Raw genomic sequence first — 17818 nt, 5'->3', positions numbered from 1 at the left:
TTGATTTAACGAGAAAGATTCGGTTCTACAACTGTGGGGAAATTCTCAAAATTTCGCCGCACCCAATCGATGCCAACTTCATTATTGAGTTTAATATGCTGAGGCGTATTCGCATAAAGTTTGCCTAAAATGTCAGCGTCTTGCTCAATAACGACTTCAATCAACCGCAGAAGATTTCCTTTGAGCAGATGGGCAATGGGAGTGTGTGCTTTCATGAACATGAGAACGTAAACGCGAGATTGATTTGCTGATTCGGGAATGTAAAAATGACACTCTTTGAGGCTTAAAAGCGGACTTTCACCATGCATTATTCCCATGTAGGGAAAGAAGTTTTCTAAATGAGCCTGAAGCACTTTTGGCATTAATAAAAGTGCCGGGTTTTTCAGGATGTCGCGGAATTTAGGTTTGGTTCTTGGTTGATCGATATAAGCATGAGAGTGAAATCCGTTGTCGATAAACTGTTTAAGCTGAACTTCTTCAATCTCAAATAACTGACGATGAGTACCATTTTGGTGATTGTAGTCGTGCATGTTTAGCAGCAGAGTGAGAATATCGGTTTTGATGCTGCAATTTCCTGTAAAACCAATAAATTCGTACTCTGCTGCAATTTCATTCATTACTGTTGGGATAGGAATCTTCGGTTCATATCCACCGTAAGACCATATAAAATTGCCTTGAATAATTAACTCTAATGGCTTGATTAAGGATTTTGTTGGCTTGTCGGAACCTGGTAAAACTGTACAGCCAGCGCTATCAAATTCCAATGCATGAAACGGACAAGCCACTGTACTACTATTATCTGGCTTGGTTACACACCAACCTTCGGAAAGCATAGCACCCATGTGAGGGCAGGCATTCGGCAAGCAACTAATCTTACCTTTACTGTCTTGCCAAAGTACGTAGTCGTTGCCGTAGAGTGATACTTTCATCGGTTGATTTTTCAGCATAGCGCGATGTGCTAATAGCCACGGTGCCCCTTGCAGCATGGACATAAATGTCTCCGATTAATTGAGTTAATTACACTGAGTTTAGTATTGGCACTTCAAAGCTGTCTCGCGCAATCTTCCGACAATTAGCGCAATCTTCTGTTTATAGGGAAAAAACGAACCGCAGAGACGCAGAGAACACAGAGGAGGAAAGAGGGAGTTTGATGAATGATTTAGGATTGTTATATAGCTATTTAAAATATAGAGATTAGTATGATTTATTAGAAATTTGCTCTAAATGCTTGAGGAGTAATGCCGACGTATTTACGGAAGACTTTAGCAAAATGACTTTGACTTTGAAATCCTACTAGGTGGGAAACTTGTAGAATTGATAATTCTCGTTTTGCGAGTAAATGTTTTGCCTTATCGATTCGGCATTTTGTGACATATTGATGAGGTGCGATTTTTGTTGATTGCTTGAATAAGCTGGCAAAATAATGCGGACTCATTTGAGCGATCGCACTAATTTCTGCCAGCGATAAATTTGCTTCTAAGTTATCGTTAATATATGTCAGTACCTCTTTTAATTTGTACTTTGGCAATCCACCTGTATATTCTTTAATAATAAGTTTCCGCGTTGAATAGCGTTTCAATAAATGCACTGCCAACATATTTGCCGCTGACTCTGCATAAAGGCGACTATCAATTATACTGATTTCTAATTCTCTTTTTAATGCAAGTCCAATTTGTTGAATTAAGGGATCGTGGCTTTGCAATTGCTGGATAATTTCAACGTTATCAGCATCAACTGATTCATAGGCAGCGCGATGCACAAATTCTGGCTCAAGACAAAGGATAATAAATCCTAATTCCTGCTCAAACTCTACTGCTGGAGATATTTGGTGTGCTGGAAAAATCGCGACATCACTCGCAGCGTAAGATTTATGTTGCCATTGTTTGTTGATTTTCATGTTTGCCTGAAAACCTTCAATGCAAATGGCACTAATATGCTGGTCAGGGCAAGTTTCCGGAATTTTATGATTTAACTGTCGATGATAGGCAAAATAAAAACCATTCCAACCTGTCACTGGGGTGGAAAGAATTACAGGTTTGGGAAGGATTGGTTTAAGTTTTTCTGGTTCGGTGGCATTAATTATTAAAGGTTTCTCTATTTGCATCCTCAATTCCTTCCCAAAGTTGAGCAACAGAAATCGTTTGTCCAGTCATCGCTTCATGCCAAGCTTGACGAAAATCTTCTATAATCGCTTCTTTAGATTTATCTTCTTCATCGATTTCTGTTTCTTCTGGAATGAGGACTATTACTTCAACGCGACTGTTCTTATTTATTATTAAGGGTCGCTCTAAAGTAAGTTGTCCCTCCTCATCAATGGTTGCCATCACTTTAATTGCTTTCATCGTTTCTCCAATTAGACTGACGTTTTCATCAATACTTACCGTCACTTATTGCGCTCTCATTTTTTATGATTGCTGTTATCAAGATGTATCTGCTTACTTTTTCTATAAACTAACACCATTAAGGAAGAGTCGCACTATCGATAAGCTCAAAATTATTAAAAATAACACTAGCCCAATTGTGCAAGCATAACTAATTTCTAAGTTATTGAAAGCTTGTTCATAAAGATAATAAACTATCGTTTTGGAACTGTTACGCGGTCCACCTTCAGTCATGATGTAGACTTCTTCAAAGACTTTGGTGGCAGAAATGGCAGAAATTACTGCTACTAATGCTAAATAAGGTTTCATCAAGGGGACGGTAATATCCCAGTGTTTGCTAATTCCATCTGAACCATCAATTGCTGCGGCTTCGTAGACATCGGCACCAATTGATTGCAAGCCGGCTAAATAAATCACCATGTAATAGCCTAATCCTTTCCAGATGGTGACTGCCATTACACTATAAAGGGCAAATTTGGGGCTAGTTAACCAAGGAATTCCTTCGGGAAAAATGCCTTTGAGCAACTGATTGAGTAAGCCGTTTTCGGCATACAGCCATTTGAAGGCGATACCCGCAACTACCATTGAAATTACTACTGGTGTGTAGTAAGCTGCTCGAAACCAATTCATTCCCCGTAGTTTTTGATTTACCAAAATTGCCAAAATTAAGGGGGCAATGACTAAAATGGGCACTACACCGACAAGATAAATCAGTGTATTAACTAAAGTTTGCCAGAAAACTGGGTCTTTGGATAAGCGCTGGAAGTTGGCAAAACCTACCCATTGCGGTGCTTGGGTAATGTCGTATTCGTAGCGGGTAAAACTGAGGTAAAACGCTTGCAGTGCTGGATAAAAGACGGTTAAGCCTAAGATAATTAATGCGGGTAGCAAAAAGAAGTAGGGAGTTAATCGCTGTTGGATAATAATCCAATTTTTGGGTGTCAATCTATTCATAGGGGCGTTTTTTTTCGTGCTTTTGGTGGATGGATTTTCTGCTGTGGATGAGTGCAAGATAAGGAAGCTGATTAATTGGGATTGACGCAAAATGACCAAAAAACGAACCGCAGAGGGCGCGGAGAACACAGAGGAATAGGAGGAGCGATCTTGGTTTTTGCGTAAGTCCTGGATATTTTACACAAATTTCTAGATTAATGAGGATGATTTATGATAGTTAATCAACATGAGAAGGGATGGGAAGTTATTTATCATCGCGCACATGCTTTGCTTGCTGCTGAATTGGCGGGACACTGGAATGCAAAGGATCGTCCGATACGCTGGCTGGAAACGATCGCTGCAATTTCCCATCATGATGATTTGGAAAAAGAGTGGGAAGGTAATCACCTGACTGAAGCTGGTGCTCCACTAGATTTTACTTTAGAAAAGAAAACCTATCTCGAAAGGCTGCGATCGCATACGCAAAATGCCCGCTATCGGGGACGATGGGTGGCGATGCTAATTTCTATGCACATGAGTTTGCTCAATGAGGGAAAGCGCGGTGAATCAAAAGAATTGGATAGTTTTCTCGATGAACAATTAGAAAATCAAGAGCAATGGCGTAAGGAGTTAAATATTAGCAAAGATGAAGCCGCTGAAGCTTACGCTTTTTTGTTATGGTGCGAGCGCTTGTCACTGATTCTCTGCAAACAGCAATTACCTGATGGCGAACGTGCTTTAGAAATTACTTCTTATCTAAATAATACACGCTACGATGTTATGCAACGCAGCGATCGCACTGTCACTGTACAACCTTGGGCTTTTCAAGAGCAAGAGTTTACTGTCAGAGTGGAAGCTTGCTATCTCGATCAAGTGCAATTTAGCAGTAATGACGAACTGACTGAGGCGCTTCAAACAGCACCAATTAAAACATTAGAGTGGAAATTTGTCAAGTAGTTATCGGTTGCTTGGGGTGTGGGTAAATGCAATTTGAGCCGGACCGTAGTCGAGGTTTATGATATGTCCCAACTCGGAAACGCCGATTACTTCGTCGAGCGCGGAACGATTCGTTCCGGAAGTTTTGAACTGGGTTATTCGATTGAGGGCAGCGGTAAACCAGCCCTCGTAATCGGTAGCTCAATTTATTATCCAAGAACCTTCTCAGCCGAATTGCGGCGGGAGCTAAAGTTAATCTTCGTCGATCACAGAGGCTTTTCCAAACCTGTCGGTGAGGTCACGAAGTCCGACTATGCACTCGACGTGATTTTAGCCGATGTGGAGCTAATCCGGCAGCATCTGGCGTTGTCAGAAATCGTGGTCATTGGACACTCCGGTCACGGTTACATGGCACTTGAGTATGCCAAGAGGTATCCGCAGCATGTGACGCACCTCGTTATAATCGCCACTGGTCCAAGCCATAGCGCCGCTCACGCCAAAATGACCGAGGAGTATTGGCGAGAAGCGGTCTGTCCCGAACGTAAGGCAAAACTCGAAAGCGATTTACAACTGCTGTATGATGAAATCGCCGCTGCGCCGGAAAAACGGTTCATCACCTACTGCATCCGACAGGGAGCCAGAAGCTGGTATGACCCAACTTTCGACGCGACACCGCTGTGGTCAGATGTTCACGTCAACATGGACATGTTCGACTACATTTTCGGCGAGGTGTTTCGCGACATCGAGATCGCCAACGGTCTCGCCGATCTCGATATCCCCGTATTGCTGGCGTTGGGACGTTTCGACTATCTGGTTGCCCCATACTTTGCTTGGGAGCCGTATCGTGCGAGTTTCCGCGATCTGACTGTCAGAGTGTTCGATAAAAGCAGTCACACCCCCCAACTTGAAGAGAGTCGCCTCTTCGATAACGAGCTGCTGCACTGGATCGCAACAAGCGGTTAAGCTTCCTAATCTCTTGGGGCAGTAGTGAGCAAAGCAGCCCCAAGAATCATCGGACGAGATTTGTTCAGTGTAAGTTCGATTGCTTCGTGTTCGGAACTCGGAATTTCGTGTTCAGAACTCGAAACTTCGTGTTCTGAACTCGGAACTTCGTGTTCGGAACTCGGAATTTCGTGTTCGGAACTCGAAACTTCGTGTTCTGAACTCGAAAGTTGATGTTCTGAACTCGAAAGTTCGAGTTCCGAACTCGAAAGTTGATGTTCTGAACTCGAAAGTTGGTGTTCGGAACTCGGAACTTCGTGTTCGGAACTCGTAGTAAGCACTTTAGTGCTTAAAATAAGCGCTTCAGCGCTTACTACGAGCTTCTTTTACATTTTCGTGTGACACTTGCACTGATTCGTGTTTAAGATTGTTCTACCCAACTACCGCGATAACCAGTAATGATGCGGCTACCATCTTTGAGGACATGAATTTCTATTTGGTCGCTTGCCCAGGTAATCTGGTCTTGGAAGGCTGGATTAAGCACATGCACCCGCTGGTTAGTAGAAGACACCGGGGAGTTAGGAGAATTAATTGCTTTTGACTCGACAAAAGCCCCATCTATCAGAATATCAAGCTGTGTTAACAACTCTTGTGACCCTGCTGGTGCAGATTCTGACTGTAGTTTCTCTAAAGTGAACCCTGTAAAAGACATCACATTTAGTCCTGCGGCTTTTAGCTGACGCGCCAAACTTGCCAGCGCGGGTGCTTGCCAAAAAGGTTCTCCTCCAGAAAATGTTACACCTGTGTTGCGAGGATTACTGAGGATTTTTTCGGCGAGGCTGTCAATAGAAATTAGTTGGTTAATCTCAAATGACCAAGATTCAACATTAAAGCAGCCCGGACACTCGCGCAAACAACCTTGCACCCACACTACAGCACGACAACCAGGACCGTTGACTTCTGACTCATCAATATAACCCATGATGTTGAGACAGCCAGGGGGAATTTCTTCGAGTGCTGGGGATGGGTTGATTGATTGTTTTTCCATCTTGCCTCCTTTTAACTGTGAGCCTTAACCGTTAACTATAGCTAGCAAAGGCTTGCAGTACATCAGGACTGATACTGTGACAGGATTTAAACCGCTGATACACAAAGGATAAACGCGGATATTTATTTTATCCGCGTTCATCCGCTATAGGGTGCGGTTGCAATTTGAAATTTTTTTTCTCAAAACACTTGACTTAGAGCGCACTCTAAGTTTTAAGGTAGTTTGTATAGTTCTGCGGAGGTGGCGATGGAAACAGAACTCACGATTCAACAGGTGGCGGCGCTTACCGGGCTGAGTGTACATACACTTCGCTATTATGAGCGTCAAGGGCTGTTGGAGCCAGTCAACCGAGCGGCAAACGGTCATCGTCGTTACCGTACTGACGATATTACGCGAATAGAGTTTTTGACTCGATTGCGAACAACAGGAATGCCAATTCGTCAGATGCAAGAGTTTGCGTTCTTGTATCGAGAGAAACCTGAGGCTATAAGCGATCGCCGTTTAATTCTCGAAGCTCATGAACGTCAGGTTCAAAAAGGCATCCGCGAACTTAATCACAATTTAGAGGTAATTCAGAAAAAAATCCAACACTACAAAAAGTTAGAAGCCAGCAACAAAACTGATAATGCCTTTATTCATCTCCAACATGACTCATTAAACTGTTTAACTCAGGAGCAATCAAAACAAGAGGCTACGCTAAAGTCTAGCTTATCTTCAACGGTATCGGCTCTTGAGAAAGCTGAAGTTGTAAAATCCGATCTCAAACAAAACGCAACTCATACACATTACTCACCAATCAGTTAGCCTAGTTGGTTCGCACCAGCACATACAAATTTTGATTATTGCCACGCATGAGACGCAAATTTTCATCCAAATAGGTAATATCCGACCAACCGCTAAAATCAAGCTTTGATTCTAAAGCTGATTGAGAATCGATTCCTAAGCAAGAGCGAAAGGTGGAAACATCCAAATCGTTGCTTGCACTTTTAACGGAGGTTTCTAAAAAATCAATGTTGAGACGTTTAGAGTCTTCTACTCTGTAGCGTCCTGTTACCGCAGCAACGCCTTTAACATCGGAACCTACGGTAAACTCAATTAAGTTAATGTACTGCTGATTATCCAGATAAACTTCTTGAAAGATACCAGTAACATTAACCGTCACATTCGGCAGCTTTCCAAAAGAAAGACGTTGAAGTGTAGTTTCTCGTTCTAATCCGAATGTACTGTACAACAACTGCCAGCGCCCTTGAACCAATTCCATAAAGCTTGTAGGTTCAACAGTTGGATTTAGCACTTCCAGAGATTCCGCTAATGTCTCGATTTGCTGCTTGATTGTTGGGGTGGAGTTAAAGCCAATGTCAGTGGCAGTTGAAATAGAAATCAACTCTTTTTTGAGGTTTGCGAGAACGCTCACTATAATCTTCTCCCAAAAATTTATTTGTGTTTTCAGAATGCTGAATGCTTGTAGTTGATAGCGATCGCTTGTCACTACTACATAACGGCTTTTGCTTAACAAGCACGGGAAATAACGGTGAATTTCTTCAACTAGATACAAATGCATCAATTAGTTTACGCGCAATGCTCAACTTTGGAGGAATCTGTGGTAAATTATCTTTTTTAAACCAAGCTGCGTCTGCTATTTCTTGCTCTTCGATGACGATTTCACCATCAGCATAATCTGCTGTAAAGCCAATCATCAACGAGTTGGGAAAGGGCCAAGGTTGAGAGCCAAAATAGCGAATATTCTTGACTGAAATCCCCACTTCTTCTTTAACTTCGCGGATGAGGGTTTCTTCTAAGGATTCTCCTGGTTCGACAAAACCGGCAAGTACGCTGTACATTGCTTGGGGGAATCGATTAGCGCGGGCTAATAAAAGTTCTTCCCCACGAGAGATTAAAACAATGATAGCTGGACAAAGGCGAGGATAATTAACTAAACCACAATTAGGACAGCGTTTAGCGCGATCGCCTGATAATTGTGTTGTCGCAGTTGCACAATGTCCGCAATATTGGTGCGTGCGATCCCATTCCATAATTTGAAAGGCTCGACCGCTAAGTGCGAAAAAATCTTCTTCCAGAATACCGTATAACTCGCGCAGTCCTCGAAAAATCATGCCCTCAGGAGGAACAGTATCTTTTGGTAATTCGGCACAATAACACGGGTGATTATCAATTGTGCCGAGAAATTGTGTCCGCACTGGGGTTAAGTTAATTTCTGCCAAGCTTATTAAATGCGGAATTTGGTTGGAAGTGTCATTACGAATAAGTAGTTTATTGCCCACAAAGGCAAACCACCAAGCTGGTTGAGACTGTTGTGTGGGTGGAGTGATTCCGGGAATGAAAATTCTAGTCATGCGTGTAGAACTGTTTGACTTTTATCGTAAGCTTTCCCGGCATCGGACGAGTGATGGAGATATTTTTTAAGCACTGAAGTGCTTACTACGAGGAGAGAATTTATGAAGACACGCAAATTAGGAAGTCAGGGTTTGACGGTTTCGGAATTGGGACTCGGATGTATGGGTATGTCTGAGTTTTACGGTGCGGTTGATGAGACTGAATCTATCGCGACGATTCACCGGGCTTTGGATTTGGGTGTAAATTTGCTGGATACTGCTGATATGTATGGCAAAGGAGCAAATGAACAGCTTGTTGGTAAGGCAATTAAGGATAGACGCGATCGCGTTGTCTTAGCAACTAAATTTGGTATCCTGCGTACTGATGATAGCAGTTCTCGTGGTGTCAGCGGTAGCCCGGAGTATGTTCGCTCGGCTTGCGATGCTTCTTTGCAAAGGCTTGGTGTTGATTACATTGACCTTTATTATCAGCATCGCGTCGATCCCAATGTTGCCATTGAGGAAACTATCGGGGCAATGGCAGAGTTAGTACAACTTGGTAAAGTCCGCTACCTGGGAATGTCGGAAGCAGCGGCAGAAACTATTCGACGCGCTCATGCTGTCCACCCAATTACGGCTTTGCAGTCCGAATATTCACTTTGGCAACGCGAACCAGAAGACGAGATTTTAGCGACTATTCGCAGCTTGGGGATTGGCTTTGTTCCCTACAGTCCACTGGGTAGAGGCTTTCTTTCCGGACAAATTACCAGTCCAGATGACTTTGCACCTGACGACTTTAGGAGAAATTTACCTAGGTTTCAAGGTGAAAACTTTGACAAAAATCTTCAGGTTGTGGAGCGTGTGAAGGAAATCGCTAAGGAAAAAAATGCGACACCGGGACAATTAGCTTTAGCGTGGTTGCTAGCGCAAGGAGAAGACATTGTACCGATTCCGGGAACAAAGCGCGTAGCTTATTTAGAAGAGAATGTTGCAGCGGTAGATATTACATTAACACCAGCCGAACTTGCACGAATTGATGAAGTATCACCATTAGGTGTTGCCGCAGGCGATCGCTATGCTGATATGAGCAGCGTGAATAGATAAAATGTAGTGAGGACTGTAGTGAGGACTTCAGTCCTCTGATATCAGAGCGCTGAAGCGCTCACTACGATGAAAAACTTTCGATCTCGCTTAAACCGTCTAGCTATAATAATCCTTTTTAGCTTCTCTGTATTGCTTTTGCTGTGGTTGGCGCCGCTATTACCGACTTTGGCAAAACCAGAGGTTCAAGTTTTTGAGCAAGTTTGGCAAACAGTAAACGACAACTTTTTTGACCCGAAATTTAACGGAGTAGACTGGAAAGCCATCCGAGAACAGTATAAACCTCAAATAGCGCGGGCAAAGTCAACTGAAGAAGCTGCTGTCATCATCAATCAGATGCTTTCTCAGTTGCGGACTTCGCACACTCGCTTTTACACTGCAAATGAACCGGAATATTACCAGCTTTTAGGGATTTTTTATCCGAGAAGTAGAGATTTACAGAAGGAATTAAGAAAGATTTTCCCCAAAGGCAAAATTGAATACAGTGGTATTGGGGCGTTTACCAAAGAGATTAACGGCAAGATTTTTGTGAAAGCGATTCTAGATAAAAGTCCGGCGGCGTCTTCCGGCTTGAAGGTGGGCGATGAAATACTGAGTGTAGATGGTAAGCCGTATCAAGCAATACAATCTTTTGCGGGTAAAGCGGGTCAACAAGTTAAATTGTTGATTCAGAGAACAGCGGATGTAAATAGTCGGCAAGAAATAGCGATCGCCCCAAAGATGTTCGATACAACTAAAATCTTTTTCGATGCTCAACAAGCCAGCACTCAAGTAATTGAACAACAAGGCAAGAAAATAGGCTATATTCATATTTGGTCAAATGCAGCCGATCCGCATCAGCAACAGTTGCAAGATGACCTAATTTATGGTCGTCTGTCAAGCGCAGACGCATTAATTTTGGATCTTAGAGACGGTTGGGGTGGAGGAGATTTAGATTATCTCAACATATTTACCGCAAAACCAGGACCAAGCGTCACGAATATTCGACGCAATGGCAAACAATATACCTATAATTATCAATGGAAAAAGCCTGCGGTGATGTTGGTCAATGAAGGTAGCCGCAGCAGTAAGGAAATTCTCGCGTTTGCTTTTCAACAACACCGCATCGGACAAGTAATTGGTTCCAAAACAACCGGTGCTGTAGTTGCTGGTAGTCCGTTTTTAATGAAAGATAACAGCCTGCTTTACGTTGCAGTCACAAATGTATTTCTCAATAACGATCAAAGGTTAGAGGGTAAGGGTGTCACCCCAGATATCAGCGTTCCCTTCTCCTTAGAATACGCTCAAGGAGCAGATCCGCAAAAACAGCGAGCGATAGAAACTGTGTTGCAAAAGACTGGGGAGTAGGGAGTAGGGAGTGGGGAGTAGGGGGTGGGGAGTGGGTACTATGTACTAAGTACTGGGTAGTGGGTAATGGGGAATTACCAATTACCAATTCCCTACTCCCTACTCCCTACTCCCTACTCCCAATTCCCAATTCCCAATGCACGCAAATCAAGGCAGTATTTTAATAGTTGATGATTCGCAGGATAATCTGCAACTTTTATCTGCTACTCTGTCCCAACGCGGATACACAATTCGGGGTGTAAATATAGCTTCTAAAGCTCTAATGGTGGCGCAATTGGCTCCGCCAGATTTAATTTTGCTGGATATTAAAATGCCTTCAGTTGATGGCTATACATGCCAACAACTGAAGGCTGATGAAATAACTCGCGATATCCCCGTAATTTTTCTCAGCAACGGGGAAGATGTTTTTGACAGGGTGAAAGCCTTTAAAATGGGTGCTGTAGACTACATCACCAAACCATTTCAAGTTGAAGAAATTTTTGTCAGAGTAGAAAATCAACTGACGATCCAAAGGCTGCAAAAACAGTTACAAAAGCAGAATTATCAACTAGAAAATGAAATAAAAGAGCGTCAGCGGATTGCGGTTGAGTTAAAGAACCGTAATACACAAATAGAATCTATTTTAAATTTTACCCAAGTCGGAATTTGTCTGACGGATCAAAATGGATATGTTGTCGATGTCAATCCAGCGTATTGTCAGCTTTATCAGTTGACTAGAGAAGAAATTATTGCTCAATTGTTTACTTTGCATTATCCAAGTTTAACAGAGGCAGAAAAAGCTGATTTAATTCAAGAATATCAAGATTTTATCCGCAATGGCGCACAAGATGAAAATCAAGAAGTTACTATTAGACGAAAAGATAATTTGCGGTTAACTGTGAATATGACGCGGGGGATTTTTTCCAAAGATGACGGCAAAATTTTTGTCGTGACTTCTGTAATGGATATTACTAGCCGCAAAGATGCAGAAAAAGCTTTGACAAAATGCGAAGAACGTTGGCAATTAGCTCTCAAAGGTAATAATGATGGCGTTTGGGATCGCGACCTGAGAACTAATAAACATTTCCTCTCTGCCCGCTGTAGAGAGATACTGGGATATCTTGAGGATGAATTGAATAATTTTGAACAATGGACGAAGTTGATTCATCCTGACGATTTTGAGCGGATGATGAGTGCTTTAATGGCTTACCTAAATCGCCAAAGTACCCAATACATTGCTCAGTACCGAATGCGCTGCAAAGATAATAGTTATAAATGGATTTTGTCACGAGGAGAGGCACTGTGGGATGAAGCCGGAAAGCCGATGCGAATAACTGGCTCAATAACAGACATTAGTTATTGCAAACTTGCTGAAGATGCGCTGCAACAACAACTTAACCGCAGTAATTTACTCAGACAAATTACAGATAAAATTCGTTCGGAATTAGATCCCAAAAAAATTTTGGAGACAGCTGCTAGTCAAATAGGTGAGACGCTTGATGTGAATCGCGTACTTATTCATACTTACGTCAGCTTGCCAAATCCAAAAATTCCCATTTTGGGCGAATTTTTATCTCCTGGCTATGCTTCGTTGATGAATTTTGAAATACCCGTTGCGGGCAATCTTCATTTGCAACAAATATTATTGCAAGATGAAGCGATCGCCTCTTATGATGTCTTTGCCGATCCACTGTTGCAAAATGTCCAAGATATTTGCCGACAGCTGGAAATGAAGTCCTTGCTGGCAGTACGCACTTCTTACAAAGGTGAAGCTAATGGCGTAATTGGTTTACATCAATGCGATCGCCACCGAGAATGGACACCCGCAGAAATTGAATTATTAGAGTCTATCGCCGCGAATGTGGGAATTGCCCTCGCACAAGCTACACTACTAGAACAACATCAAAAAGCTCGTGACGAGTTATACATTCAAAATATCCAACTACAAGCAGAAATTCGCAATCGCCTTTTAACAGAAGCCGCTTTAAAAGCGAATGAAAGCAAATATCGCCGCTTAGTTGAAACATCCCAAGATGTAATTTGGAAAACGGATATCCACGGATATATTACTTTTGTCAACTCTGCTGTGAGAAAAGTTTTCGGCTACGAACCCGCAGAAATGATTGGGCGTTCTTGGCTTGATTTTATACCAAGAGAACAAGTTGCGGCAGATAGAGAATTATTTGCGCGTGTTCTCTGCGGTGAAACTGTGTTTCAATATGAGACGAAGCGCATCGCTAAAGATGGTAGCCTGATTTATCTAATGGTGAATGCGATCGCTTTGCAAAATGAAGCCGATTTAGTTGTCGGCATCACAGGCACAGCAAGCAATATTACACAGCGCAAATCCTCGGAAGCAGCGCGACGCGCTTCTGAAGAAAAGTTTGCATCAGCTTTTCGGTCATCTCCCGACCCAATTGCTCTCTCGACTTTTCCGGAAACACGTTATATCGAAGTTAACGACAGCTTCTGTAAGTTTTTTGGTTGTTCTCGCTCTGAAATTATCGGTCGCATCAAGCAAGAATTGAATATTTGGGTGAATACTGAAGAATGTGCTTTCCTCACCCAAATTTTGCAACAGACGAAAGTTATTCGCAATCATGAAATCGATTTTCGTATTGCAACTGGAGAAGTTAGGACGGTACTGTTTAGTGCGGAACTAATCGAGATTGACCAACAACAGTACATGCTTGGTACATCTAAAGACATTACCGAGCGCAAGCACGCGGAAAATGAAAGCCGTTTGCTGTTGTTAACAACCCAAGCTATTACCCGCGCCCAAAATGTCAACAGTGCTTTAGAACGAGTTTCGCGTTTAATTTGTCACACAATTAACTGGGATTTTGGTGAGGCGTGGATACCCAGTGAAGATAATACTGTTTTAGAACATAAACTGGCTTGGTGCGAAGACCAAAGCATGTTAGAAAAATTCAACCGCCATAGCCAAAATATCACATTTGCTGCTGGTGTGGGACTACCAGGACGAGTTTGGTTAACTAAACAGCCAGAATGGATCGAAGATGTAACTGCGGTTGGCAAGCCAACTTTTCTCCGCTCTCAAATAGCTGCCCGTGTAGGATTCAAAGCCGGTTTTGCCGTTCCGATTCAATCTGATAATCAAGTCTTGGCAGTTTTGGTGTTTTTTAAACGCAGCTCGCTACCACTAGATAAGCGTTTGCTGGAATTAGTTGGTTTAGTAGCTGCCCAGTTAGGTGCGCTAATAGTGCGAAAACACATAGAAGCACAACACCAACAAAGCAAAGAACGTTTACAGCTAGCTTTAGAAGGTAGCAATTTAGGCTTGTGGGATTGGAATCTCAGCACCGGTAAAGTTTATCGCGATTGGCATTGGAAAAAAATGCTTTCGTACAAAGAACACGAGATTGCAGATAATATGGCAGCTTTTGAGGTATTAATACATCCAGAAGATTTGCCCGTAGTTAAAAAAGCTTTAAACGCCCATCTTCAAGGTGCTACTCCCGTTTATGAAGTAGAATTTCGGATGCGTACCGGTATGGGTAAGTGGAAGTGGATTCTGTCTCGCGGTCAGGTTTGCGAACGGGATAATAAAGGTCAGCCGCTGCGAATGACCGGTACCCACAAAGACATTACTGAGCGCAAAACTTTAGAAAGAGAACTAGCTTTAAGAGAAGCGCGTCTCAATGCCTTTTTTGGTTGTGCGCCGGTGGGGATGAGCATTTTAAATAATCAATTGCGGTTTGTGCAAATTAACGAACTGTTGGCAGAAATTTACGGACGACGCCAGCTTGATTATATTGGCAAAACTATCTATGAGATCGTACCCGCCGTTATCGCTCCCTTGGTTGCACCATTTTACGAGCAGGTGTTGAAGACTGGTGAACCGATTCTTAATTTAGAAGTCAGCGTTGCATCAACCAAGCAACCGGATACTGAGCGTCATTTCCTCGCTTCTTACTTTCCGATTCTTGGTGAGGATGGGAACTTGTCTGGAGTGGGTACAGTTGTAGTTGAAATTACTTCTCGCAAGCAAGTAGAGTTAGCATTGCTTACCAGCCAGCGCCGCTATCAAACTTTAGCAGAAGCCGCACCAGTTTGCATATTTCATACTGATGCCGAGAATAATTGCTTCTATATAAATAAACGTTGGACAGAGATGACTGGATACTCACAAGAAGAGGCTTTGGGGATGGGTTGGATATCTGCTTTGTATCCAGAAGATCGCGATCGCGTTTTTGCCGTCTGGATGGAAGCCGCAGCAAATCAAACTCTGTATCAATGCGAGCATCGCTTTTTACGTGCTGATGGCACGGATATTTGGGTCATTTGTCAAGCATTACCTGAAGTTGACGATAACAAAGAAATTAAAGGCTTTATCGGTACAATAACGGATATAACTGAGCATAAAGTAGCAGAAGTAGCTTTGCATGAAAGTGCAGAAAGAGAACGTACCATCGCTCGCGTAATTCAAAGGATGCGCGAGACATTGGATATAGAGACGATATTTGCCGCGACAACTCAAGAATTGCGGCAAGTACTCAACTGCGATCGCGTAGTTGTCTATCGTTTTAATGACAACTGGAGTGGCGAATTTGTCGCCGAGTCGGTAAGCAATAACTGGATTTCTCTGATAGAAGAAGATCAAAACGATCCCAACTTCACCAATGGTGCTTTACTAGATGACCGTTGTGTAGTCAGAATGTTAAATAGTCAAGATAACCAGAACCAGGTTTTGGATAGTTATCTGCAAAAAACTCAAGGCGGTATGTACATTCGAGGCGCAAGTTTTCTTTGTGTTCCCGACATTTACAAAGCTGGATTTGAAGATTGTTATGTCCAACTTTTAGAACGCTTTCAAGCAAAAGCTTACATTACAGTACCGATTTACTGTGGTAATCAACTGTGGGGATTGCTGGCAAGTTATGAAAATTCCACTCCCCGACAATGGAAAACAGGAGAAATTAGCATTGCAGTTCAAATCGGCAATCAGTTGGGAGTTGCCTTGCAGCAAGCAGAATTGCTAGCACAAACTCAAAGACAGTCACAAGCACTACAACAAGCTGCGATCGCTGCTGATGCTGCTAACCGCGCTAAAAGCGAATTTCTCGCCAACATGAGTCATGAACTGCGTACCCCACTTAACGCCATTCTTGGCTTCACTCAAGTTATGAGTCGAGAAAATTCTTTATCCAGCGAAAATCAGCAAAACCTGACAATCATCAATCGCGCCGGCGAACATCTACTTAATTTAATCAACGACATTCTAGAAATGTCCAAAATTGAAGCTGGTAGAACAACATTAAATCCCAGCAGCTTTGACTTAATTCGCTTGTTGGATAACTTGCAAGACATGTTGCACTTCCGCGCCGCTGACAAAGGCTTACAATTAACATTTGAATATTCTTTAACCATTCCTCAATATATACAAACCGACGAAAGCAAACTGCGCCAAGTTTTACTCAACCTTTTAGGAAACGCCATCAAATTTACCGATACCGGTAGTGTGACACTGCGCGTCTTGCTGGGGGAGTGGGGAAGTGGGGGAGTGGGAGGACAAGGGGGACAAGGGGGACAAGGAGGACAAGGGGGACAAGGGGACAGGAGGCAGGGGGCAGGGGGCAGGGAGCAGGGAGAGTTTGTCTCTCCATCTCCCTCACCTCCCCCCACTCCCCCTGCTTCCCCTGCTCCCCCTGCTTCCCCTGCTCCCCCATCCCCCCCCTCTCCCCCATCCCCCCACTCCCCACTCCCCACTCCCCACTCCCTAATCTTCGAGATACAAGACACCGGTGTGGGTATTTCCCCGGAAGAACTCGACCAGCTTTTTGTTGCGTTTGGGCAAACTGAAAGTGGGAAAAAATCGCAACAGGGAACAGGACTAGGTTTAGCAATTAGCCGTAAATACGTGCAATTAATGGGGGGAGATATTAGCGTCAGCAGTACTTTTGGTGCGGGAAGTACATTTACTTTTGATATTAAAGTTAGTCTAGCAACAGAAAGCGAAATTGAAATTACTCAAACTAAACGCCGAGTTATTGGTTTGGTGCCCAAGCAAAGAGAATATCGCATTTTGGTAGTTGATGATGTCAGAGAAAGCCGTTTGCTGCTAGTTAAACTACTAACAGACATAGGTTTTGCAGTTAAAGAAGCTGCAAATGGTGATGAAGCGATCGCTATTTGGTCAACTTGGCAACCACACTTAATCTTAATGGATATGCGGATGCCCGTGATGGATGGCTATGAAGCCACCAAGGAGATTAAAGCTAGAGAGTCATTTAAAGAAGACTACAGACAAATAACAACGGTAATCATTGCCTTAACTGCTAACGTCTTTGAGGAACAACGAACAGCAATCATGCAAGCGGGTTGTGATGATTTTATTAATAAGCCATTCCGAGAAGAAATACTATTAGAAAAACTTAGCCAGTATCTGGGGTTAGAATATATTTATCAAGAATCAAGCGCGGAAATATCAGAAAAAACTAAAAAAACCACACAAGAAATATTGTTATCTGGCGATTTAGTGCCTTTGTTATCTCAAATGTCGCCAGAATGGTTAGCACAAGTATACAATGCCGCAGCTCAATGCAGCGATGACCTAATTTTTGATTTGCTTGAGCAAATTCCACCAGAATATGTTTTACTAAAAGACTGTTTAACTGATTTAGCTAATAACTTTTTGTTTGAAAAAATTCTGAAATTGGCAACTAAGTAGGTAATAGGTAATTGGTAATAGGTAATTGGTAATTGGGAAAAAGCGAATTGGAAATGAGAAAAGTCATTACCCATTACCCATTCCCCATTACCCATTACCCATTCCCCATTCCCCATTCCCCATGCCC

General features: G+C 42.8%; 14 protein-coding genes. 6 read left to right on the top strand and 8 right to left on the bottom strand.

What is annotated here, in order from left to right; translation table 11 throughout:
• Positions 1–5: 5 nt before the first annotated feature.
• The 4 genes from PI95_RS11135 to PI95_RS11120 all read right to left on the bottom strand — a co-directional run bounded on the left by PI95_RS11135 (position 6) and on the right by PI95_RS11120 (position 3335).
• Positions 6–992 carry a Rieske 2Fe-2S domain-containing protein gene (locus PI95_RS11135; RefSeq protein ID WP_039737461.1) on the bottom strand — a complete coding sequence of 329 codons (987 nt, stop codon included), beginning with the start codon at positions 990–992 and terminating at the stop codon, positions 6–8.
• A gap of 215 nt (positions 993–1207) precedes the next feature.
• A complete protein-coding gene (locus PI95_RS11130; protein WP_039737459.1) occupies positions 1208–2104 on the bottom strand; it encodes a helix-turn-helix transcriptional regulator in 897 nt (298 codons plus the stop codon).
• Positions 2076–2387, bottom strand: coding sequence for a type II toxin-antitoxin system RelN family antitoxin (locus PI95_RS11125; protein WP_373695698.1), 312 nt, complete (start codon positions 2385–2387; stop codon positions 2076–2078). Before PI95_RS11125 ends, PI95_RS11130 begins: the two co-directional genes overlap by 29 nt.
• Before the next feature lie 57 nt (positions 2388–2444).
• Positions 2445–3335 carry a carbohydrate ABC transporter permease gene (locus PI95_RS11120; protein WP_039738244.1) on the bottom strand — a complete coding sequence of 297 codons (891 nt, stop codon included), beginning with the start codon at positions 3333–3335 and terminating at the stop codon, positions 2445–2447.
• A gap of 210 nt (positions 3336–3545) precedes the next feature.
• On the opposite strand from PI95_RS11120, the gene PI95_RS11115 reads away from it, so the two are divergent.
• Both PI95_RS11115 and PI95_RS11110 read left to right on the top strand, forming a co-directional pair.
• Positions 3546–4271, top strand: coding sequence for a DUF3891 family protein (locus PI95_RS11115; RefSeq protein WP_039737458.1), 726 nt, complete (start codon positions 3546–3548; stop codon positions 4269–4271).
• A 63-nt stretch (positions 4272–4334) separates the two neighbouring features.
• Complete coding sequence (locus tag PI95_RS11110) at positions 4335–5213, top strand: alpha/beta fold hydrolase (protein WP_052324639.1); 879 nt, start codon at positions 4335–4337, stop codon at positions 5211–5213.
• Positions 5214–5218: 5 nt separating this feature from the next.
• On the opposite strand, the gene PI95_RS11105 is transcribed toward PI95_RS11110, so the two are convergent.
• Positions 5219–5533, bottom strand: a complete 315-nt coding sequence (locus PI95_RS11105) for a hypothetical protein (protein WP_039737457.1) — start codon at positions 5531–5533, stop codon at positions 5219–5221.
• 80 nt (positions 5534–5613) lie between these two features.
• Positions 5614–6240, bottom strand: coding sequence for a 4Fe-4S single cluster domain-containing protein (locus PI95_RS11100; RefSeq protein ID WP_039737456.1), 627 nt, complete (start codon positions 6238–6240; stop codon positions 5614–5616).
• Positions 6241–6486: 246 nt separating this feature from the next.
• Here PI95_RS11100 and PI95_RS11095 point away from each other — a divergent pair, with 246 nt between their 5' ends.
• Positions 6487–7044, top strand: coding sequence for a MerR family transcriptional regulator (locus PI95_RS11095; RefSeq protein ID WP_163518798.1), 558 nt, complete (start codon positions 6487–6489; stop codon positions 7042–7044).
• A gap of 1 nt (position 7045) precedes the next feature.
• Here PI95_RS11095 and PI95_RS11090 read toward each other — a convergent pair whose 3' ends face one another.
• On the bottom strand, positions 7046–7801 hold the full coding sequence (locus tag PI95_RS11090) for a PAP/fibrillin family protein (protein WP_201280398.1): 756 nt from the start codon (positions 7799–7801) through the stop codon (positions 7046–7048).
• Positions 7782–8594 carry an NAD(+) diphosphatase gene (gene nudC, locus PI95_RS11085; protein WP_039737454.1) on the bottom strand — a complete coding sequence of 271 codons (813 nt, stop codon included), beginning with the start codon at positions 8592–8594 and terminating at the stop codon, positions 7782–7784. Before nudC ends, PI95_RS11090 begins: the two co-directional genes overlap by 20 nt.
• Before the next feature lie 102 nt (positions 8595–8696).
• Between nudC and PI95_RS11080 the strand changes: the two genes are divergently transcribed.
• The 3 genes from PI95_RS11080 to PI95_RS11070 all read left to right on the top strand — a co-directional run bounded on the left by PI95_RS11080 (position 8697) and on the right by PI95_RS11070 (position 17691).
• Positions 8697–9677: an aldo/keto reductase gene (locus PI95_RS11080; protein ID WP_039737453.1), complete on the top strand. Its 981-nt coding sequence runs from the start codon at positions 8697–8699 to the stop codon at positions 9675–9677.
• A 66-nt stretch (positions 9678–9743) separates the two neighbouring features.
• The gene (locus PI95_RS11075) at positions 9744–11021 is read left to right on the top strand and encodes a S41 family peptidase (RefSeq protein WP_039737452.1); all 1278 of its coding nucleotides are present in this window, start codon (positions 9744–9746) and stop codon (positions 11019–11021) included.
• 136 nt (positions 11022–11157) lie between these two features.
• Positions 11158–17691 (top strand): PAS domain S-box protein, encoded by a 6534-nt coding sequence (locus PI95_RS11070; protein ID WP_052324637.1) that lies wholly within the window; start codon positions 11158–11160, stop codon positions 17689–17691.
• The last annotated feature ends 127 nt before the right edge of the window (positions 17692–17818 follow it).

The organism is Hassallia byssoidea VB512170 (genome assembly GCF_000817785.2).
GTDB lineage: Bacteria > Cyanobacteriota > Cyanobacteriia > Cyanobacteriales > Nostocaceae > Hassallia > Hassallia carrinoi.
This window is presented reverse-complemented; position numbering and strand designations above follow the sequence as displayed.